Consider the following 22,402-nt stretch of genomic DNA (forward strand, 5'->3'; position numbering starts at 1 on the left):
CTATAGAGACGAGGTGAAGCATAAAAAGGTTTCACCTCGGAGGAAAAAATTTTAATTAATAATTCCGTGTTGGATGACTTCCACTTTCACGCTCGGTTTAATGGATATTTCCGGATACTCTTCCTCCCACTTTATTTTTTTCCAAACGTCAGGATGATAAGCTTTCACTCTTCTTCCAATCCCAAAAATATCACTGTTCGCTTCTTGAAGCTGAGCGATAATATCTACAGAATCTTCGGTGAGTGTTTCTGAGAGCTTCTTGCCAATTTCCTCAACCCTCCCTTTTACGTACAAATGATCCGAAGGGTATTCTACAATCTTCACTTTCATATCGAGATTAATCGTTACAGAAATTTCTCCATCCTTATTTTCAATTTTCATTTTGCGGTCGTTTTCTGCTACATTCACAGTCACATAATCCAAAATCTCTTCTTTTTTATTATCATCAATTTTTTCCGTCAAACGGGCGACTCTTCCCTTTACCCCCTCCAAAAGCATAAACAAGGTCGTTTGCTCCGCGTCAATTTTTTCACCTGTATAGGCTTTATCATGAAATAGCCCCATTCCACTGAAAGTAAGAAGATTCCCTTCATCTTCTATTTTCAGCATAGGCACAGAGAAATCAATTCCAGGTTCCAACAATTCCGCACAAAGCAGCTGCAGGTTTTCACCAGTCGCATGAGTCGATGAAACCGCAGCCTCCAGGAGACCACTGACATAATTGCTGATTCTTGTGGCTCCCGCATGATTCATACTGATTACATCTTGGGCCGTCCCTTCCTCGACAACAGCAAGATAGGCATTCAAGTTGCTGCGAGAGTTTCGATACATGTCATCCAGGATCGGGTAGATGTTCTTCTTCGCAAGGTCTTCCCCTAATACGACGACTTTCACTTTGGAAGGGTCATAAGACTCCGAGATCATGAGGTCGATCTTATTTCTTGCTTGCAACGGGGTTTGGGCAGAAGTTGAGAGGATTTGCAGACTCTCACTCCCCGGCCCTTCTGTAGCTCTATTGACTGTAGGAATAGAAACGGTCTGTATGATTTGACCTTCGTCTCCTTGATCGAATCCTAATGAAAGCACGAGCTTAACATTTTTAAACTGTTTTTCATCCCAGCAACCCGTAAGGAATAAGAGACCTGTCATAACAACGATCAAATATCTCCTCATGATGTACCTGCCCCCTTATCTTTGTTCCTCCTCCAAAAGCTTAATGGGACCATAATTAATGGAAGAGTCACAGAAAAAACATAACCAGAATAGGTCACGACATTGTTGAAAGCTTCCATTTTTTTAATATCCATACCAATAAACATACTAATGCTGAATACGACCACGCCGATCAAGACAATAAATTTCGTTGTGGACTGCTTCTTAAACAAATCCGAAAAGCCAATACTCGATAAGTAAAGGTACGTCGCGAAGGAGGTGGCGACATTAATCACCCATATCGTTATAAAAAACAAATCAATCCGAGCGATAATCGGTAGCGAGAATGATTTCAACATATACAAAACAGGTTCTGGAACTAATGGGAGTTCACTAGTACTGAAGAAGGTGTAGCTTGCAAGCACCGTAAACAAATAAAAAAGCGTTACAAACCAGTGAGCAAGGACGATCGTCGTTAACTTTTGTTTGTTCGTTCCTTCCACTTTTGAATAAACAACCAACGTAACGATAAACCCAAAATAGGAGAAAATGGCTTGGTTGATTCCAGAAAACACCTTCCCCCATCCTGATTCTAAGATAGGAAAGAGGTACATGATTTGCATTTCTTTTGCTCCGAAGACCATAAGGATGAGCAAAAATACAATCAATATCGAAAGCATGGTGTACATCCTTCCTAGCACGAGCAACCCACCGTGAACCATGTACATACAAACGGTGATCATTAAAAGAGCCGTGACCCAAATGGGTGTATTCGGCAAGACCCACACATTAATCATTCGGCAGAATAACAAAATGATAAGTGTCCCAACACCGATAAAGTACAGGATATACAAAATGGATAGTGGCCGCCCTATCCATTTTGTGTACAACTTATCATTCATTGTATATAGAGTATCTTGTGGAAGGTTTTTAGCAACAACCCATATTCCTATCAATAAAAGTTGAATAGCTATTGCTCCTAACAAAAGAGAAATCCAACCGTCCTGCTTAGCTACCGTGTGCAGTTCATATGGAACTGATAATACTCCCACTCCAATTTGGGTTTGGATGATTATGAAGAAAAATTGCCTGCGTGACAATTTCTGCTCATTCTTTTGGTTTGTTTGTTGTGGAGGTTTGGTCCCCTCCTTGTTTTGATTGTTTTTGTTCATCACGGTTTCTCCACTCCCTTGAAGGGTCCAAAGCTATAGGTTTAATTGCATGAGCATCTTTTGGTCTTAGCTTCATCATATACATGGGCAAACGGACAAACGTGTCTTTCAAATCCACCAGACTCAAGGGAGCAAGTGGTGCAAAATAAGGAACTCCGAAAGAGTGAAGGCGCGTTAAGTGAATGAGAATGAATAACATCCCGAATACGATACCAATAAACCCAATCGTCCCTGCGAGTAAGATCAGTGGAAAAGTTAACAAACGCAGGGCTGTGCTCAGTTCATTGGAAGGGACAACAAAGGAAGCAATAGCCGTCAAGGCCACCACAATGACCATCAAGTTGGATACAAGTCCTGCCCTTACAACCGCGTCACCAATGACAAGGCCTCCGACTATCCCGATGGTCTGCCCAATGGGTTGTGGTAAACGTATACCTGCTTCCCTGATCAGTTCAATAATAATAACCATTACAAGAGCTTCTAATATGGGGGGATAAGCAATCTCATTAATCGATGCTTTGACTGGAATGATCAGCTCATCAGGAATGACTTCATAGTGGAAACTTACTACCGCAATATAGAATGCAGGTAAACTCACAGCTATCACGAAACTGAAGAGTCGAATCAAACGGACAAACGTGCCTGTGAACCATCGCATATTATAATCATCCGGGGCCTGATAGAACATAAAGAATGTAGCAGGTGCAATAAGAGTCGTAGGACTCCCTTCCGACATAATGGCGACTCTCCCCTCTACTATGTTAGCCGCCACACGATCGGGTCTTTCAGTATTTAACATTTGAGGAAAAGGAGAGTTCGACTGATCTTCAATAAATTCTTCTACGTGTCCTGGACTATGAATCATGTCTGAATCAACAGAGTGTAATCGGGTCTCAACTTCCTGGACAAGCGTAGGATCCGCAATACCATCCATATACATGACAGCAACATTCGTATTTGTCTTTCTACCCAACTTAAAGTATTTGATTGTTAAATCCCTGTGCTCTACTCTTTTACGTATCAGGTTGATGTTCGTCATCATATTCTCCACAAAACCATCATGGGCACCCCGAACAACTTTTTCGTTTTGTGGCTCTTCAGGCGTTCGGCTGAAAGATGATGTCACACTAAACTGGGCGATTTCTCGTTTCCCCTCTTCTAAATAAAGCGCATGCCCCCGCAGAATAGTGCGTACTGCTTCCTCCAAATCGTGGGTATGCTTTGCATTCGGAAGTTGAAAAACATCATCAGTGTGCCCCATTTCTATGGGAGCAAAAATTTTCTCATGGATTTTTTCGTGTTCAGCTAAGGATTCTAAATATAAAAGAGTCGCGTCCCCTTTCTTAAGGACACGGATTTTCAGATCATTCGTTTGGTGGAAAGCATCTAAGATATATTTAACATTCTCCGTTAATTTTTTTGTGGTTGGCACTTCTTTATCACCCGAAGGTTCAGACATGTGCCGGTCTTTCAATATGTCCCGGTTATTCCTGAAGAATCGCGTAAAGATTCCCATTTTCGCATCACCTACCCTTAATTTGCCACGAATAAAATGGAATATACGCAAGAAAACCTTATGAAAGCCGAATCCCCCTCTTTGTCACTAACGCTCCCGATTGTGGAAGACTCAGTTTCGAGATGTTTCCAGGGTTCGTTGCCTGGTTAAGCGTTAGGGATGGCTGGGAAGCAACTCGCTTTCCTGTGGGGGAGCGCCGAGCTTCCTCGGACTGCGTCCTGCGGGATCTCGCCTATCTCCTTCTCCCACGGGAGTCTCGCAGCTTCCCAACCACCCCTTTTGTGGAGAAGTGGAACGAACCCCTATACCGAGAGTGAGTGTCTCTTATTCCTCTATCCTAAGTAGGCATAAAACGCTCTATATAGCCTTAAGTTCTGGCAGCCCGCAGTGGAAATTTTATATGATTCATTTCGTTTCATTATTCAAGTTGATCTTTTAGAAGTGGTTTCGAGAATCAACCTAGGTTAAGGGCGGAGGGGAATGGCGAGACTCCTGCGGGAAAAAAGTGCTTGGTGAGACCCCACAGGACGCAGTCCGAGGAGGCTCACCGCGCTCCCGCGGAAAGCGAGTCATTCCCCGCAGCCCCCATCCACTCAAAAACATCTCGAAACTGAGTCTTCAAGAAACCTTCCATTAAGTTGAATAACAAAAAAATCCTATGGCTGGATTGCCATAGGATTTGGTGGAGTTAGTGGCCTGGGAAGAAGACCATTTGTAATATGAAAATAACTGCGAACATGTATAAAATCCAGTGTACTTCTTTTCCTTTTCCAGTAACGAGCTTTAACAATGGATACGTGATAAAACCAAACGAGATTCCTGTTGCAATACTGGATGTGAGTGGCATGGAAAGGATGATGATGAAGGCTGGGAAAGCGTCATCGAAACTAACCCAGTTCACCTTTGCAAGACCACCCATCATGAAGCAACCGACAATGATTAATACAGGAGCTGTAATAGCTGGTAGACCGGAAACGGCTCCTACAATAGGGGCAAAAAACATGGATAGAATGAACAATAGAGCAACGACCGTCGTCGTCAGGCCTGTCCGTCCTCCAGCTGCTACCCCTGAAGAAGATTCAATGTAAGCAGAAGAAGGACTCGTTCCAAACATAGCTCCAACGGTTGTAGCTGACGCATCTGCCATTAAAGCAGCCCGCGCCCTCGGCAGACTTCCATCTTTACGGATGAACCCAGCTTGTTCCGCCACACCGATCATCGTTCCTGTCGTGTCAAAAATCGTGACAAGAAGGAAAGCGAAAATAACCGTATAGAGGCCATTGCTGAACACCGCTCCTATATCCATATCCCAGAATACAGGAGCTGGTGGTGCCTCAATAAAGCCTTCTAGCTGAAGCTGACCAGTGAAAAAGCCGATAATACCTGTAACGAACATGCCGATGAATAATCCACCTGTCACATTTCTCGCGATCAGGACCAGTGTGAAGAAAAGCCCGAATACCGTCAATAATGGACCTTTTGCTGTCAAATCTCCAAGTGTAACCAGCGTCTCTTCACTGGAAACGATGATGCCTGACATTCTTAACCCAAGGAAAGCTATAAACAAACCGATTCCTGATGTAATCCCATATTTTAATGAAGCAGGAATCGCTGTAATCAACGTTTTACGTAAACTAGTCAAACTAAGAAGAACAAATAATATACCTGATACAAAGACAGCCCCAAAAATAACAGAATAACTAACATCCTGTTGGACAACTTCCGTAACGAAGTACGCATTCAATCCCATACCAGGAGCTATAGCAATGGGGTAATTAGCAGCAAATGCCATAATTAACGTACCAACAATTGCCGCAATGATCGTCGCCATAAACACTTGTTCGAATGGCACGCCCGCACTTGATAGAATTGCCGGGTTAACAACAACGATATAGACCATCGTTAAAAAAGTCGTCACTCCTGCAAGCAACTCTGTTTTAACATCTGTATGATTTTCATTTAATCGGAACCATTTGTTTAACATTTGGGAACACCAAACTTTCAATAAGAATTACAACGTGTATTATAATATTATTTTTACGAACAAAAATCAATAGTAACAACAAAAATGTTCGCTTTTATTATTTTCACACAAAAAAACCGCCTGAGTACTCATTCCTCAGACGGTTTTTCACTTAATCTCTTGACTCTATACCAGTGCATGATTTCCTCTGTATCGCTTTTCTCAAGGTAATAGCAGGAAGCAAGCGATCTGCCTCCTCCTGACGTTAACATAACTTCTATGCTTGAGAGATGTGTCCTTTTTTGAAAATACGTTTGTTTTTCATAAGATGCCTGAATTCGGTACTTTTTCATAAAGTACGTCTGCTTGATGATTCCTCTCGATCTTAAAGTCAGCTGATCTTCTCGAATATTCCATCCTGCATCATGGTAGGCTAACCAGCCCAGCACGGCTAAGAATCCACCGGCCAAAATGGATAACAGACCATAAGGAAAAAAGAAGATGCTGATGGGAATTGACGCTAAAAATCCGAACCATGAATGGCGCAGAATGTATCTGAATAACGATCGCTTAGGCGGTTCATGGAAATGGTCCACAACATCATAAGCAGGAAGAACCTTTTTCAGTACCTTGCCCACGTCTTCTTTTTTGATCATTGGCAGCAGTCGTAATTGGTGCTCATCATTCTTTAAAACCGATCCCCCTGCGCTGATTAGCGTTACTGAAGCGTATCCTAAAGGCTGTCGAATTAAGTTTTCTTCCATTCGAATGCCCTGAATCCGATTTAAAGGTATCGTCATCTGTTTTTTCTCAAGCCAGCCACGCGTAATAATCAAATCATCTTCGTCAATAAAAACAGAAAAGTTGGCATACCTTAGAATCGTCATTACAATTGATATCCCATAAGCCACTAAGAGTATGACAAGGGCGGTAAAAGCAATCACCAATACGCCAATTTGGATCCAGTCAAGGATTTCATTATAGATCGTTCCTACGGGTAAAAGGTCCATAAATTGAGAGAAGAAAACTGCTACTCCGGAGATGACTACCCCCGCTCCTCCAGAAGTGACGGCCATCATCACAATTTCCTTCATGGACATAGCATAGACCTTTTCACGATTTGACTCTTCTATTTCTGTCTGAGCTTGTTCAGTATCACAAAAGTCGTCATCAGGTCTTGCGTTTCTACGTTTCTTTTCCTGGAAAATAGCTTCTTCCAAAGAATCTGCCTCTTCCTTCCGGATGGCTGTTAGTTCAGCCTCTGCCTTTTCATTCCCTGTTGAGCCTGCCGTCTCAATTGACACCTTAACAAGGTTCAAAGGACGATGAAAAATACCTTCTGAAAAATCAAGACTTTGAATTCGATCAATAGGGATATACCTCTTCTTACGAAAAATAAGCCCGTATTCAATTCTCAGCTCTCCTTCTTCCATCCGGTATGTAAATCGCAGCCAGCGAATAATCCCTGCTCCCAATACAAGGATCAGTACACCGATCCATATCAGCAATGGAATCCAATCCACTTCCCCACTAAATATGTTTCCATTTAACACGAGCACAATAATCAATGGTAAAGCCGCATCTTTTAACGTCTTCACAAAGTTGATGACGGCTGAAATCGGATGCAGTCTTTTCGGTTCAAACATCATCTTCCGCCACCCTTGCTAGGGAAGAGATGGACTGACGTAGACGCTCGGCTTCCCTCTCATCCAGTGCCGGGATTTTATGTACCGTCGCAGCTGTAGAAATGCTGATGGTAGATAAACGAAACTTCCTGAGTAAAGGTCCTTGTTCTGTATCCACATGCTGAACTCTGACCATAGGTACCAGCGTACGTGTCACAATAAATAATCCGTACTGCAAATCGATTTCTGTTTCCGTGACATCATACCTCCACCTTTTCCAGCGTAAACTTGGTACGAGCCATACAAATGAAAGGACTTCCAGCAAAGCGATGCCTAGCCCAATCAGCACAATCCACCATGGCCAATCCCATAAGAACACCGTCACGGTTAATCCAATAGTCAGCAAAAGAACGATCCCTACTTGGATCCACCCATAGATGCGCCACACCGTCAGCGCTTGCTGTGATATTCTTTGTGTCGGTTGCTGTTCCATTCTTCCACCCCCTATGTATGCTTACGAATGACTGTTCGAAATGTTTCACTATTTATAAAAGAAGCCGGACGTAACAGCCCGGCCCTCCCTTTATTATTTTCCTTTTGATAATGCTTTAGACTTCTCTGTACAAGCTTCCATCCCTTGAATAATCGCATTTCTAAAGCCGGCTTCTTCAAGCTTTGTAACTCCTGAAATGGTTGTACCTCCCGGAGTACAGACGGCATCCTTCAGCTCGCCAGGGTGGCGGCCGGTTTCTTTAACCATTTGGGCCGCCCCTTGGACAGTCTGAGAAACCATCTTGTAGGCTTTGTCTCTGGGGAAGCCTTGTTGGACAGCCGCATCCGCCATTGCTTCAATGAGCATATAGATAAAAGCTGGTGAAGATCCGCTGACGGCTGGAACCGCATCCATCAACTTTTCTTCGACTATTTCAGCTTCTCCAAAGCTCTCAAACACTTCCATCACGTCTGCTAATTCTTCCTTGGTCACGAAATCGTTCGGACACAGAACGCTCATGCCTGCTCCGACAAGCGAAGGCGTGTTCGGCATGGAACGAATCACCTTCACATTACGGCCGAAGGCTTCTTTCATAGCGTCGAGAGTGATGCCGGCAGCAATGGTAACCACCACAGTATCCTCAGGTACTTCGTCCTTAATTTCCTGGACGACTCCTTGGTACACATAAGGTTTCACCGCTAAGAAAAGCAGGTCACTCTCTCTTGCCACTCGTTTATTTTCATTGGAAATGTTAATTCCGTATTCATCCGTCACAAAATCTATCGTTTCATCGGATAAAGCCGTGGCAGCGATATCACGCGCTTTCACAAGGCCTGCATCAATCATGCCCTGTATCATCGCCCGCCCCATTTGACCACAGCCGATAAAACCTATACGTTTGTTCACCGTACATCCCTCCTTAGTGATTCTTATTGTATAGGAAGATTGTCGAACGTACAATTCCATATTGGATTTCCCTTGTTTCTCTAGTAAAAATTACATGTTTTTTCTAGAAAAGGTTTACAAAGCCTTATATCTTACCTATAATAATAACTGTATTCTTCATATCATAGTGAAACGCCCAAAATATCATAGCTGCTACGAAAAAAGCCGAGCTGCCTTAAGCTCGGCTTTTTTCGTGTTCTTCTTCTTTCTCTTCATTAATTGCTTCAAGCAGCTTCTTCACTTCTTTTTTATTTTTCCTTGCAACAAGGATATACAACGTATCCCCCGCTTTAATTTCTGTTTGACCATAAGGAGTGATTACATCTCCGTCACGGATGATGGCGTTGATTAAGGCTCGATCCGGCAATTCCATATTTTCTAAAGTCTGACCAACAATGATGTTCCTTTCCGTTACATCGAACTCAATCATTTCAACATTCGCTTTGCCGATGGAAATTAACTCAAGAGAATGAATCGGGTTTCCAAGCTTATCGGAAACCAGTTTGAAACGTTCAGCAATACGGGTGATGGACGACCCTTGAACAAGAGCTGATGTAAGAACAGTAAAGAAAACAACGTTGAAGATAAGCTGGCTGTTCTGTATTCCAGCCAGCATCGGGAAGATCGCCAGTACGATTGGTACGGCACCACGCAACCCAGCCCAGGATAAAAAGTACTTTTCCTTCATCGTAAACGAAAAACCAGACAGGCTTAAAAGCGTGGCTACAGGCCTTGCAATAAATATAAGCACAAGTGCTATAAGCAATCCATCCATCATAACAGGCCATGTGAAAACTTCAGTGGGCGAAACAAATAACCCGAGAATTATAAACATGAGAATTTGAGCCATCCAGCCAAATCCCTCATGAAACCGCAAGATGGAATAACGGTAAGCCAGTTCAGCATTTCCAATGACAACGGCTGTCACATATACAGCTAAAAGACCACTTGCTTGGAGAAGGGAGCTTGAACTGTAAGATAAAAATGCGAAACCTAGAGCGAACAATGGATAAAGTCCACTTGAATCCAAATTGATTCGATTTAATGAAAAACTGGCCAAGTACCCGATTCCAAATCCAACCGCTAATCCAGCACCCATCTGCCAAAAGAATGAACCGATCATCCCTAATATATTGACTTGATCAATCGTGAGCAACTGAATAAATGAAATAGTGAGAAACACAGCCATAGGATCGTTTGTACCAGACTCCGCTTCCAGTGTCGCTTCAAGCTTAGGTCGGACATTTTTTCCTTTTAAAACAGCAAATACAGCTGCCGCATCTGTAGACCCTACAATAGATCCTACAAGGAAAGCCTCAATCCAACCGATATGTAAGATGAATTTGGCAGCTAAAGCTACGATGGATGTCGTAAGGACGACTCCTACTGTGGCTAAAGAAATGGAAGGAACCACTACAGGTCGTATATCTTTCCATTTTGTCAACATACCACCTTCAAACAAAATAACAATTAAAGCGATGACACCGATCAACTGAGCAATTTCTGGGTTATCAAAATAAATGAACCCAAGCCCATCATTTCCGACGAGCATTCCAACCGCAATAAAGAGAACGAGCGATGGAACCCCGAGTCTGGAAGAGAATTTTGTAACGATGATACTGACAATAAGCAATAGAGCCATCAACATGATGAATTGATTGGACTCTAAAATTTCCTGAATCATAAACGATACTCCTTTTATTTTCTTTATAGCGACATTATACCAAGGAAGCCTAAGGTTCAAGTAATAAAACACTCGTCCAGCTTTTGAAAACACAAAAAAGGCCAAGCAACAAGATGTTACTTGGCTTCTTTGCAACATCAGCTTAGCATCTCTTCAACCTGTTCACTGAAGAATTGTTTCATGGCATGAAATACATCTGCTTTTCTTCTCAAAATGTAATAGCGGAACTTCGGGTGATCGATGGATTTATAGGCCTGCATCAAACTGGAGGAACGATTGTATTGGTTGACTTCTCCATAACCAAACATTTGTGAAACTTCAATCAGCTGTTCAATCAATCCCAGGCAGCGTTTATTATCAGATGTTAAATTATCACCATCAGAGAAGTGGAACGGGTAAATATTATAGCGCTCCGGCGAATACTTGGTCTCAATCAATTCTAAAGCCTTGCGATAAGCTGAGGAGCAGATCGTCCCTCCACTTTCCCCTTTAGAAAAGAAATCATCTTCACTGACGACTTTAGCTTGTGTGTGATGGGCAACAAATTCAATTTCCACTGTTTCATAGTTCCGGTTCAGGAACCTGGTCATCCAGAAGAAGAAACTTCTGGCCATATACTTTTCCCATTGCCCCATGGAGCCACTTGTATCCATCATCGCAATAACAACAGCTTTTGATTCCGGTTTGGTTTTCTCATTCCACGTTTTAAAACGAATATCTTCTGGATAAATCGGTGCAAATGAAGCTTCTCCGCCTAGAGCGTTTCGTTTGTATGCTTCAAGCATCGTCCTCTTCTTGTCGATGTTTCCTGTTAATCCCGTTTTCCGAATATCGCTGAACTCGATGTCTGTGTGAATGATATTGTCTTTTTCCTTCTCATCCAAATTCGGTAAGGTTAATTCCTTAAACAAGGCTTCTTCTAACTCGGCTAATGAAATCTCTGCCTCATAATAATCTTCGCCAGCTTGATCTCCAGCTCCGTCTCCATCGCCAGGCTTACCTTTCGATTGCTGCGGCGCTTGAGCAACAACATCCCCGACTTCACTATCCCCTTCACCTTGTCCTGCATGTTTATTCTTCTCGTGATTATAACGAATCTTATATTCATCAAGTGAACGTATTGGAATCTTAACGACACGCTTTCCATTCGACATCACAATATTCTCTTCAGTAATGAGATCAGGTAACTGCTTGCTCATCGCATCCTTCACTTTTTCTTGATGTCGCCGCTGATCGTCGTAGCCTTTCCGATGGAGGGACCAGTCGTCTTCGGCGATTACGAAACTCATCTCTTCATCCATGTAATTCCCTCCTAATCGAGTATTACTCTATCGTATGCAGGTCCACGGTAATGGATGAAAGATATTGAGATATACATGGATTATTTGTTTCTTTCGCCCATATTGTCTATCGTTTCACAAGCAGATTGATAGTCCATGCTGGTAAATATGTTATTCAAGTATAGGCAGCGTTTGTGTGATTAGGAATATAAAATCCCCTTCCACGGGAGTTGTGGAAGGGGATTGGTTTTAGCCTTCGAGCAAGAGATCGAATGGATCTTCAATCATTTCTTTAATTCTGCGCAAGAACTGTACCGCATCTTTTCCATCTACGATTCTGTGGTCATAGGAAAGAGCAATGTACATCATCGGACGAGCTTCGATGGAGTCATCCGGCATAACTTTCGCGCGTTTTTCAATGTTATGCAAACCAAGGATTCCTACTTGAGGTGCATTCAAAATCGGGGTGGAAAGCATAGATCCGAATATTCCACCGTTCGTAATCGTAAATGATCCACCTTGCAAGTCATCAAGACCAAGCTCTTTGTTTCGGGCTTTGGTAGCAAGGTCTGCAATTCCTTTTTCAATTCCGGCAAAGTCAAGACGGTCCGCATCACGGACAACAGGAACGACGAGACCTTCATCTGTGGAAACGGCCATCCCGATATCATAGAACTGTTTCTTAATGATTTCGTTCCCTTGAATTTCGGCATTCAGTAGCGGGAATTCCTTCAATGCCCCAACTGCAGCTTTTGTGAAGAAGGACATAAATCCTAATTTAATGTCATGCTTCTTCAGGAAGGATTCTTTACGCTCACTTCTGAGCTTCATAACATTAGTCATATCCACTTCGTTGAACGTTGTAAGCATTGCAGATTCCTGTTGGGCTTCAACGAGTCTCTTAGCAATGGTCTGGCGTCTGCGGGACATTTTCACTCGCTCGACCGGCTTATCAAATTCTGTTTTCTTCGTTTCTTCTTTTTTCTTCTCCTGCTTCTTAGACTGGTCCTCAGAAGAAGACTTGGATGAACCTTTAGATTGCTGCTTGCTTTCTCCTTTGGCAGCTGCATCAACATCTTCAGGGCGGATGCGTCCAAGGGGATCGCGAGCGGAAATCTCACTCAAATCAATTCCAAGTTCACGCGCACGTTTGCGAGCGGCTGGAGTAGCAATCACGTCTTTAGAATCCTTACTGGAAGACTCTTTTTTCTCTTCAGAAGATTGTTGCTGCTCTTCTTCTTTCTGAGATTCTTCTTCTTTGTTGGATTTCTCTTCTTTTTCTTTTGGTTCAGATTCTTCCTCATCATCAGAAGAAGTGTCTTCGTCTGAACCTCCCGCTTCGCCATTTTCATCGACTTTAGCAATCACATCGCCGACTTCTACGTCGTCTCCAGCTTCTCTCAACAACTCAGCAATAACTCCACTGGCATCTGCATTCACTTCAACGTTTACTTTATCTGTCTCAAGCTCGAGAATCGGGTCGCCTTTTTCCACTTGATCCCCTTTTTTGACGAGCCATTCTGATATTGTACCTTCTGTTATGGATTCAGCTAATTCAGGAACCTTAATTTCCTTCATTTGTTTCTCCTCCTTTAGACATCTGTAGCGCTTCATGAATGATTCGATTCTGCTCCGTTTTATGGATGTTCGGCTCGCCGACGGAAGGTGAAGCACGGTGCGGACGACCGACAAAGCGGTGAATCTGCCCCTCTTTCAACAACTTGTGCAAAATCCCTTCGACGAAGTACCAGCTACCCATGTTCTGCGGTTCTTCTTGGACCCATACTAATTCTTCTAAATTAGGATAAGACTCTAACATCTCAGCTAATCGTTGTTCAGGGAACGGATAGATTTGTTCGATTCTTACGGCATCGATCGACTCAAAGGTTTGATCAGTACCATCTACCGTATCTTCGATATCGACCATGATCTTCCCGCTTCCGAGAAGAAGTGTTTTCACTTTTTCTTTATCTTTGTTTTCAGATAAGATTGGTTGCTTCATAATCGGTTGGAAGCGTCCAGTGCTGAACTGTTCCCCGGAAACGGCCACTCGTTGATTTCTTAAGAGACTCTTCGGTGTCATCAACACAAGAGGACGCGCTTCTTCCTGATTACTAATAGCTGCTTGTCTTCTTAACAAGTGGAAGTATTGAGCAGAAGACGTGACATTGGCAACCGTCCAGTTGTTTTCAGCAGCAAGCTGTAAGAAACGCTCCAGTCGCGCACTCGAGTGCTCAGGCCCTTGTCCCTCATATCCGTGAGGAAGCAAGAAGACCATATTGGACTTTTCACCCCACTTGGCACGGCCGGCAGATACGAACTGGTCAAAGATGACTTGTCCAGCATTAGCAAAATCACCGAACTGTGCCTCCCAAAGGACTAGAGATTCTGGAGCCTGGACACTATATCCGTACTCAAACCCAATAACCCCAGCTTCGGACAATGGGCTATTATGAATGTCAAAAGAGGCATTTGCCTGTTCTAATCCGTGAAGAGGACAGTACGTTTCCCCTGTTTCCACATCATGAAGAACAAGGTGTCGGTGGGCAAATGTTCCGCGCTCCGTATCTTGACCTGTGATTCGAATAGGACGTCCATCTTCAAGAATTGATGCAAATGCTAGGGCTTCGGCTGTAGCCCAGTCAACTTTCTGACCATCATCAAGCATTTTACTGCGCCTCTGGAGAATTTTCTCAAGCTTTTTAAAACCATTAAAACCTTCAGGACGCTTCAGCATACCTTCATTTAAACCTTTTAGACGATCAATATCGATGGCTGTATCGATTTCGTCGAGATTACGTTCCACTCCACTCGGACGATCTTTGACATCAGGAGAAGACGTTTCATGCTCGTTCATATTGTTATAGATATCGCGGAGTTTCTGTTCCACTTCCGCTTTCATATCTTTAAGAGCACCATCACCTACGACTGATGCTTCCTGTAGCTGTTTTTCAAAGACAGCAGCAGCTGTCGGATGTTCGTCAATTTCTTTATAAAGTCTCGGTTGTGTAGAGCGTGGTTCATCCATTTCATTGTGACCGAAACGACGATATCCGACGAGATCGATCAAGAAATCTTTATGGAATTTCTGACGGTACTCATACGCAAGGGCCATCGCTGATAAACAAGCTAGCGGATCATCAGCATTTACATGAACAACAGGAATCTCGAACCCTTTGGCAAGATCACTCGCGTAACGTGTCGAGCGTCCGTCTTTCCTATTCGTCGTGAAACCGACAAGGTTGTTAGCAATAATGTGGACCGTTCCACCTGTGCGATAGCCAGGGAGGTCACTCATGTTCAAGGTTTCTGCTACCACACCTTCTCCGATGAAAGCAGCGTCACCATGAATCAAAAGGCCGAATGCCTCGTCCTCATCCATTTTTGCATAACCCGGCTCTGATCGGTCATCCTGAGCCGCACGTGTAAATCCTTCTACTACAGGATTGACGTATTCTAAGTGTGAAGGGTTGTGGCTTAGAGTCACACGCGTAGCCGACTGTTCACCGTTCTCAATTTCTCTTCTCGCACCGAAGTGATACTTCACATCACCTGTCCACCCATAATTAATTCCCATCGAACCTTCCGATGGCATTAGCTCCTTATCGGGAGAAAGGTGGAATTCAGAAAAAATGCGGTCATAAGGTTTTCCAAGGATATGTGCAAGTACATTCAAACGACCACGGTGGGCCATGCCCATCATGATATTTTTTATTTTGTCACCTGATGCTGACTGGATAATATGATCAAGCATCGGCACCATCATGTCCAAGCCTTCAATAGAAAAACGCTTCTGCGCAACAAATGTTTTGGCAAGGAAATTTTCAAATCCTTCTACTTCGGCCAGACGGTATAGTAATTGCTTCTTCTCTTCATCTGTCAGTGACACGGTATAAGAACCAGTGTCGACTTTATCCTGAAGCCATTTTCTTTCATCTTCGTTATTCACATGACCAAATTCAAAAGAAATGGTCCCTGCATATCGTTCTTTTAATGTTTTGACTACTTGAAGTGCGTTATCCAGTTTCATTGGGGCATCAGGCCACACCCAATCAGCCGGGATTTCTTTTAGATCCTTTTCTTGTAGTCCATATGTTTCTAACTCAAGCAAATTTGTTTTAGGTCGCTCATCACTGCCTACCGCGTAAATATTCGCCTGCAGGTGACCATGACGACGAATAGCCTCAACAAGTTTCAAAGCTGAGGTAATTTTAGCTATATCCCTTTCAGAAGGTGAAGCAGATCCATTGGTTTCGGCAACCATATCGCTTCCCATCCATGCAGGAGCCCCGTGCTCATCAAAGATTTCCTTCAAGGAAGGATCGACAGCACTAGGATCGTTTTCATATTGTTCGAATTGTTCTTCGATGTACCCCATGTTGGGGCCATGGAAATTTTCCCAAAAGTTTTGAGTGGAGCCTTGTTTAGACACGTAGAATACCCCCAAGTAGTTGTTGGCTAATGTTTCCTCGAAAACGTTTCCAAGTCCATGTACTATTATAGAATTGAAACGCTTCCGTATTCAACAAATTTCGCTTAATTTTTTAATAATGACCAAATCCATTCCATTATAACAAGAAAGACGCACCGATGGGTACGCCTTTTTCACTTTTTGCCACTAAAGTGATATATCGTTGTTATTCTTCATCCTCTAAGACACGGTAAGCCATATCGTAAAGTTTCATCTGACTATTGATGGGCTGCGCGTTTTCAGGGCGTTTAACATGTTCATAGGACCCGTCATTCTTTTGTTCCCTGGCTTTGACATTATCACTCAGCATGACAGATAAAATCTTTTGCAAACGATTTTTTATCACTGGTTCATAGATCGGGAATAAAAGTTCGACACGCTTGACCATGTTTCTTGTCATCATATCAGCAGAGGATAGAAAGACACGATCGTCTCCATTATGATGGAAATAATAAATTCGGCTGTGCTCCAGGAAGCGACCAACAATACTAATGACACGGATGTTATCGCTGAAACCCTGGATCCCGGGACGCAGACAGCAGATTCCACGCACGATTAAATCAATCTGCACACCTGCTTGAGAGGCTTCGTAAAGCTTCATAATTAAATTTTTGTCCGTCAAAGAATTCATTTTTAAGATGATGCGCCCATTGCCATGTTGTTTTTGGAAACGGATTTCATTGTTGATATAGCGGATAAAGTCATTTCGTATATCAAACGGAGCCATCGACAGATGATGGAATTGCGGTTTCTCGGTAAACCCGCTTAAATAATTGAAAAAGTCTGTGGCATCAATTCCAAACTTCCGCTTGGCTGTGATGATTCCCATATCTGTATAAAGCGATGCTGTCTGGTCATTATAATTCCCTGTTCCCAGGTGAACGAAACGTTCAATTTTTTCGTTCTTCTTCCTGACCACCAGAGTAATTTTGCTGTGCGTTTTCAAGTAAGTCATTCCATAAATGACATGACAACCTGCTTTTTCCAATTCTTTTGCCCATTGCACGTTGTTTTCTTCATCAAACCGTGCTTTTAGTTCAACAAGTACGGTGACCTGCTTCCCTTTCTCCGCCGCACGCTTGAGAGCTTCTATAATCGGTGAATCTCCACTAACCCGGTATAATGTTTGTTTGATAGCCAGCACATGTGGATCATCTGCTGCTTCCGCGACGAAGTCTACGACCGGTTCAAAAGATTCAAACGGATGGTGTAGGAAAACATCCCGATCCATTACTTGTTCAAAAATATTTTCATCACTACTCAAATCACGCGGAGGCTGAGGCATCAACGTTTCGTAATAAAGGTGGTCCTTGATGTCTTCAAACGTTTTATGGAATTTAAATAAGAAAGTTAAGTCCAGCGGTCCATTTGTAATGTATAAGTCATCTTTATGAATTTCGAGGACATTCAATAAAAAGCTGACCAATTTCTCATCATATTTTCCGTCCCGCACTTCCAGACGGACAGCCGCTCCCCACTTCCGTTTCTTCAATTCTTTCTCTATTTCTTTTAATAAATCACGGGCGCCTTCTTCATGAATTGTCATATCAGCATTTCTCGTAATTCTGAACTCTGTGATCGACTCAACTTTATACCCTTTGAAGAGCTTATTCATAAAATGACCGATGATTTCTTCCAATAAAACATACTGATATTTATCATCATGGTTCACACTTACGAAACGGTCCAGTACGGATGGCACTTGAACAATCGCCGTTTTCGTTGCTCCCTCTTGGTCGAGTTCATCCCGAATGACGACAGCCAGGTTGATGGACTTATTCAAAAGCATCGGAAAAGGACGATAGGCATCCACTGCCATAGGGGTCAACACGGGAAAAATCTCTTCATCGAAATAGGTTTCAAAGCGCTTGATTTCCTCTTTGGTGAGGTCGTCAATGGACAAAATCGTAATTCCCTCTTTTTCCAATTCCGGTTTCATCGCCTGATAGGCCGCATACTGCTTTTCCACATTTTTGTGGTTAATCTCAGCAATTTTGTTCAGTTGCTGCTTTGGCGTCAATCCGGCTTTGTTTTCCGGTTTATTAAAGCCGGCTTTGACCTGGTCCTTCAATCCCGCGACGCGTACCATAAAAAATTCATCAAGATTGGAAGAGACAATAGCTAAAAATTTCAACCGTTCGAGCAAAGGGTTGTCCATATCAAGAGCTTCATCCAAAACCCGTTCATTGAAGCCAAGCCAGCTGAGCTCTCGATTATTATAAAAAAGTGGATTATCCAGTTCTTTCGTCTTCATTTCTGTTGACATAACGCACACCCTTTACACATGTATTCACATATAGGTTAATACATCCATATATTCCACATATGAATGCAAAGTTAACTTTTTGTAAAAATTTGATTGAAAATGTCGAACGATAAGACAAAAAATAGAATGACAAAAAAAGCAGCCCGGGAACGGACTACTTTTTATTTTCCACAAAAGAAAGCTCGATAGTCTTCTTCAGTGACTTTTCCAAGTGTTTTTTCTGTTTTTCTGCTTGATATTCCTCAGGCATGTAAGCACCGTTACAATAGAGAGTTACCCGGAGGTCATCTCCATCATTGGATAGTTCCAGCCTTTCCACCGTCTGCCTGCGGGTGCTGTCCAGACTATAACAAAACTTCAACATGGACCCGAGAAGGCGGATCTTTTTCCGTTCATCTTTCAAGAACCACTGTTTGTATGGATTGAGGAATTGCTTGAAGATTGTCTTATTTTTGAAAGAAGCCATAAGAGCCATCCGTAGTCTTTCCATATGCATCAATCCGTCAATCGTACGGTTAGCAAGAAGGTAAAAAGTGTGCTGGGAGCTTGATTCATTGTCAATGTATTCTCCAAGGTTAAACACATAGCTTGCTCTTTTCACTTCCTGCCAGTCTTTTTTCCTCAAAGAACCGATTCCATGATCGTGGAGCTGATGGAACAATTCGTGGGCCAGGTGCTGAACATGCTGGATGTGTTTCACATTCAACTCATAATCACTGATCAATTCCTGGATGCTCTCCTCTAACACATTCGGAAAGAGGGCTGTTCCCATCTCACTCGTCAGCTGCTCGAAGAAAATACCGTCACGCAACCCTTTTCTACTTAAGATAAAACCAGAAGCATGGACCGTATCATATAAAGAATGGAAGACTTCGGTTGCGGGAAGGATGATGTCCGCACGATCCTTAGACAGCCCCTCAACCTTCTGCAACTTCTTCATATTCAAGGTGAAAAGGTAGTTCTTAATAAACGCAAGGTCACTGTCCTTCATTTTATACTGGTGTAGACCTGCGAGAGGGTATTCTTTCAAATTCTGATCAATTTGAACGAGGTTACGTGCCCCTCCCCCGATTCCGATCAACGGGACGTTCTTTTTCTTCAGCCATGGAAGAGATTGAAATTGCTCAATCAAATAATGACGAAGGTCAGACATTTCTTCCTCTGTAGGAAGATCTTTTTTAAAAAAGTCTTGTTTAAGCGTGAGTGCTCCGAATGGGAAACTATGGGATTCTACCAATTCCCTGTCCTTAAAATATGTAACTTCTGTACTTCCTCCACCGATGTCTACCGTTATTCCTTCTGTCACAGGTGTAGAGTTCACTACAGCCAAATACCCATAATAAGCTTCTTCCTGGTCGGAAAGTATTCGCATATCGAAGCCTGTTTGATCCGATACCTGATGAATGATTTCGGCTTGATTTTGCGCTTGCCTGATGGTAGCAGTCGCTACACAAACGATCTCCTCCAAAGGATATGACTCTGCGACTTGTTTGAAGCTTTTTAAAGTGGTCAAAAGGATTTGGATACCTTCAGTAGATAATAGGCCGTCGTCCATGAGGTGATTCCTCAATCGGGCAACAGCTTTCACATTCTCCACTTCCCGTAGACGTCCACCTTTTTCCCTTAAATAAATGACTAGGCGCATTGTATTCGATCCGACATCAATAATTGCATAATATTTTTTGGCCATCGTCTCACCACACTTCATTTTTGGCCATTATACCACAAGAAACCGCCCTCTTAATAGAATAAGAGAGCGGCTGGGGGTTGCCCATTATCTATTCAACAAGCTACCGACATACTTCAATAATTCATTGGCAGAACTGGAATTGTAACCATGTTCATCAACGAGAGTCGCAACCACTTCATTGATTTTCTTAAGTTGCTGCTCATCCGGCGTCTTCGTGGACGTGGTAATTTTGACAACATCTTTCAGATCTGCGAACAACTTCTTCTGAATGGCTTCACGTAACCGCTCATGAGACTGATAGTCGAATTTCTTGCCTTTTCGAGCATAAGCGGAGATTCGGATCAAGATCTCTTCACGGAACGCCTTCTTCGCATTTTCTGATACACCAATCTGTTCTTCAATGGAACGCATGAGGCGCTCATCCGGGTTCAATTCTTCACCGGTCAGTGGATCCCTAAGTTTCGCCTTGTTGCAATAGGCCTCTACGTTATCTAAATAGTTATCCATTAATGTGACAGCTGACTCTTCATAAGAATAGACAAAAGCCTTCTGCACTTCTTTCTTCGCGATTTCGTCGTATTCTTTTCTAGCAAGCGAAATGAAATCAAGATAACGTTCTTTATCTTCACTGGAAATGGAAGCATGGCTTCCAAGCCCGTCTTTCAGCGAACGCAGCACATCCAGCGCATTTATAGACGTCAACTCTTTCTTAATAATGGTTGAGGAAATGCGGTTAATGACATAACGAGGGTCAATGCCGCTCATTCCTTCGTCCGCATGCTCTTTCTTCAGCTCTTCCACATCTACATCGCTGAATCCTTCTAAAATTTCACCGTCATACAGGCGCATTTTCTTCAGTACATCGACAGAAGCTTTTTTCGACTCCTTCAACCGGGTTAAAATGGTAAACATCGCCGCAACCCTCAGTGTATGCGGGGCGATGTGCACATCTCTGATGTCACTTTCTCTGATCATTTTTTCATAGATCCGTTCTTCCTGACTCACCTTCAAGTTATAAGGGACAGGCATAACAATCATCCGTGAATGCAAGGCCTCATTTTTCTTATTGGCTATGAAAGAACGATATTCCGCTTCGTTCGTATGGGCGATGATCAATTCATCGGCAGATATTAGGGCAAAGCGACCAGCCTTGAAGTTTCCTTCCTGAGTCAGGCTGAGTAAGTGCCATAAAAACTTCTCATCACACTTCAGCATTTCCTGAAACTCCATGATCCCACGGTTTGCTTTATTCAATTCTCCATCGAAACGGTAAGCCCTGGGATCTGATTCAGAACCATACTGGGCAATCGTAGAGAAGTCAATAGAACCGGTTAAGTCCGCTATATCCTGGGATTTTGGATCGGACGGGCTGAACGTACCAATGCCTGTACGCTTATCCTCTGAGAAAAAGATACGTTCAACTAAAACATCTTCAATCCTTCCGTCATATTCTGTTTCAACTCTCATCGTATTTAACGGGGATAGACTTCCCTCTACACGAATGCCGTACTCATCCTGGAAATCCTTACGCAGATGGTTCGGAACAAGGTGTAAAGGATCCTCATGCATCGGACAACCCTTAATGGCAAAGACAGCCCCTTCATCGGTATGCGTGTACTTCTCCATCCCACGTTTAAGTAAATTAACGAGCGTTGACTTACCACCACTGACAGGTCCCATCAGTAAAAGGATACGCTTTCTAACATCCAGCCTTCTCGCAGCCGGGTGGAAATATTCTTCCACAAGCTTCTCCATGGCTTCATCCAGTCCATAAATATCCTCATCGAAAAACTTGTAACGCTTATGATCGTGCTCTTCTGCTACCCCCGCACTTTTAATCATATTGTAAACGCGGGAATGGGCGGATTGAGCCAAATACGGACGCTCTTTCAGCAATTCCAAATACTCTGAGAATGTACCTTCCCATTTCAGTTCCTCTTCTTGTTCCCGGTGGTCTTGTATTTTCTTTAAAATGTCCACTTCGCGACCTCCCCCGTCGTAAGAGACGAATTTTAATACATCCTATGCCTGGCTACTGTAAAACATGTGTAATTTAGAAATGTGGAAGCGGCCTGGTTAGACGCGACAAGCATAAGGCAAACGGCGCAGTGGTGTGTTTTTCCACCACGGAGGCGGTTGACTTAT

General features: G+C 43.0%; 14 protein-coding genes. All 14 read right to left on the reverse strand.

Translation table 11 applies throughout. The features are described from left to right. Positions 1-51: 51 nt before the first annotated feature. Positions 52-1,173 carry a Ger(x)C family spore germination protein gene (locus GLW00_RS14775; protein WP_160915358.1) on the reverse strand — a complete coding sequence of 374 codons (1,122 nt, stop codon included), beginning with the start codon at positions 1,171-1,173 and terminating at the stop codon, positions 52-54. Then, positions 1,170-2,324: a GerAB/ArcD/ProY family transporter gene (locus tag GLW00_RS14780; protein WP_160915360.1), complete on the reverse strand. Its 1,155-nt coding sequence runs from the start codon at positions 2,322-2,324 to the stop codon at positions 1,170-1,172. Before GLW00_RS14780 ends, GLW00_RS14775 begins: the two co-directional genes overlap by 4 nt. Further along, positions 2,260-3,840: a spore germination protein gene (locus GLW00_RS14785; RefSeq protein WP_160915362.1), complete on the reverse strand. Its 1,581-nt coding sequence runs from the start codon at positions 3,838-3,840 to the stop codon at positions 2,260-2,262. The genes GLW00_RS14780 and GLW00_RS14785 overlap by 65 nt, the downstream gene beginning before the upstream one ends. A 688-nt stretch (positions 3,841-4,528) precedes the next feature. Beyond that, a complete protein-coding gene (locus GLW00_RS14790) occupies positions 4,529-5,824 on the reverse strand; it encodes an NCS2 family permease (RefSeq protein WP_160915363.1) in 1,296 nt (431 codons plus the stop codon). 128 nt (positions 5,825-5,952) lie between these two features. Beyond that, positions 5,953-7,449: a PH domain-containing protein gene (locus tag GLW00_RS14795; RefSeq protein WP_237417534.1), complete on the reverse strand. Its 1,497-nt coding sequence runs from the start codon at positions 7,447-7,449 to the stop codon at positions 5,953-5,955. After that, on the reverse strand, positions 7,442-7,921 hold the full coding sequence (locus GLW00_RS14800) for a PH domain-containing protein (RefSeq protein WP_160915366.1): 480 nt from the start codon (positions 7,919-7,921) through the stop codon (positions 7,442-7,444). The genes GLW00_RS14795 and GLW00_RS14800 overlap by 8 nt, the downstream gene beginning before the upstream one ends. Before the next feature lie 93 nt (positions 7,922-8,014). Then, complete coding sequence (proC, locus tag GLW00_RS14805; protein ID WP_160915368.1) at positions 8,015-8,827, reverse strand: pyrroline-5-carboxylate reductase; 813 nt, start codon at positions 8,825-8,827, stop codon at positions 8,015-8,017. Between the two features lie 214 nt (positions 8,828-9,041). Continuing rightward, positions 9,042-10,550, reverse strand: a complete 1,509-nt coding sequence (locus tag GLW00_RS14810; protein ID WP_160915370.1) for a potassium/proton antiporter — start codon at positions 10,548-10,550, stop codon at positions 9,042-9,044. 137 nt (positions 10,551-10,687) lie between these two features. After that, the gene (gene yhbH / locus GLW00_RS14815) at positions 10,688-11,851 is read right to left on the reverse strand and encodes a sporulation protein YhbH (protein WP_089653080.1); all 1,164 of its coding nucleotides are present in this window, start codon (positions 11,849-11,851) and stop codon (positions 10,688-10,690) included. Between the two features lie 228 nt (positions 11,852-12,079). Then, a complete protein-coding gene (gene odhB / locus GLW00_RS14820) occupies positions 12,080-13,408 on the reverse strand; it encodes a 2-oxoglutarate dehydrogenase complex dihydrolipoyllysine-residue succinyltransferase (RefSeq protein WP_160915372.1) in 1,329 nt (442 codons plus the stop codon). Further along, positions 13,395-16,262, reverse strand: a complete 2,868-nt coding sequence (locus GLW00_RS14825) for a 2-oxoglutarate dehydrogenase E1 component (protein ID WP_160915374.1) — start codon at positions 16,260-16,262, stop codon at positions 13,395-13,397. The genes odhB and GLW00_RS14825 overlap by 14 nt, the downstream gene beginning before the upstream one ends. Positions 16,263-16,467: 205 nt before the next feature. Next, positions 16,468-18,567 carry an RNA degradosome polyphosphate kinase gene (locus GLW00_RS14830; protein ID WP_160915376.1) on the reverse strand — a complete coding sequence of 700 codons (2,100 nt, stop codon included), beginning with the start codon at positions 18,565-18,567 and terminating at the stop codon, positions 16,468-16,470. Between the two features lie 154 nt (positions 18,568-18,721). Then, positions 18,722-20,257, reverse strand: a complete 1,536-nt coding sequence (gene ppx / locus GLW00_RS14835) for an exopolyphosphatase (RefSeq protein WP_160915378.1) — start codon at positions 20,255-20,257, stop codon at positions 18,722-18,724. 84 nt (positions 20,258-20,341) lie between these two features. After that, on the reverse strand, positions 20,342-22,237 hold the full coding sequence (locus GLW00_RS14840; protein ID WP_160915380.1) for a PrkA family serine protein kinase: 1,896 nt from the start codon (positions 22,235-22,237) through the stop codon (positions 20,342-20,344). Positions 22,238-22,402: the final 165 nt, after the last annotated feature.

The sequence above is a fragment of the Halobacillus litoralis genome (assembly GCF_009856445.1).
Taxonomy (GTDB): domain Bacteria; phylum Bacillota; class Bacilli; order Bacillales; family Halobacillaceae; genus Halobacillus; species Halobacillus litoralis.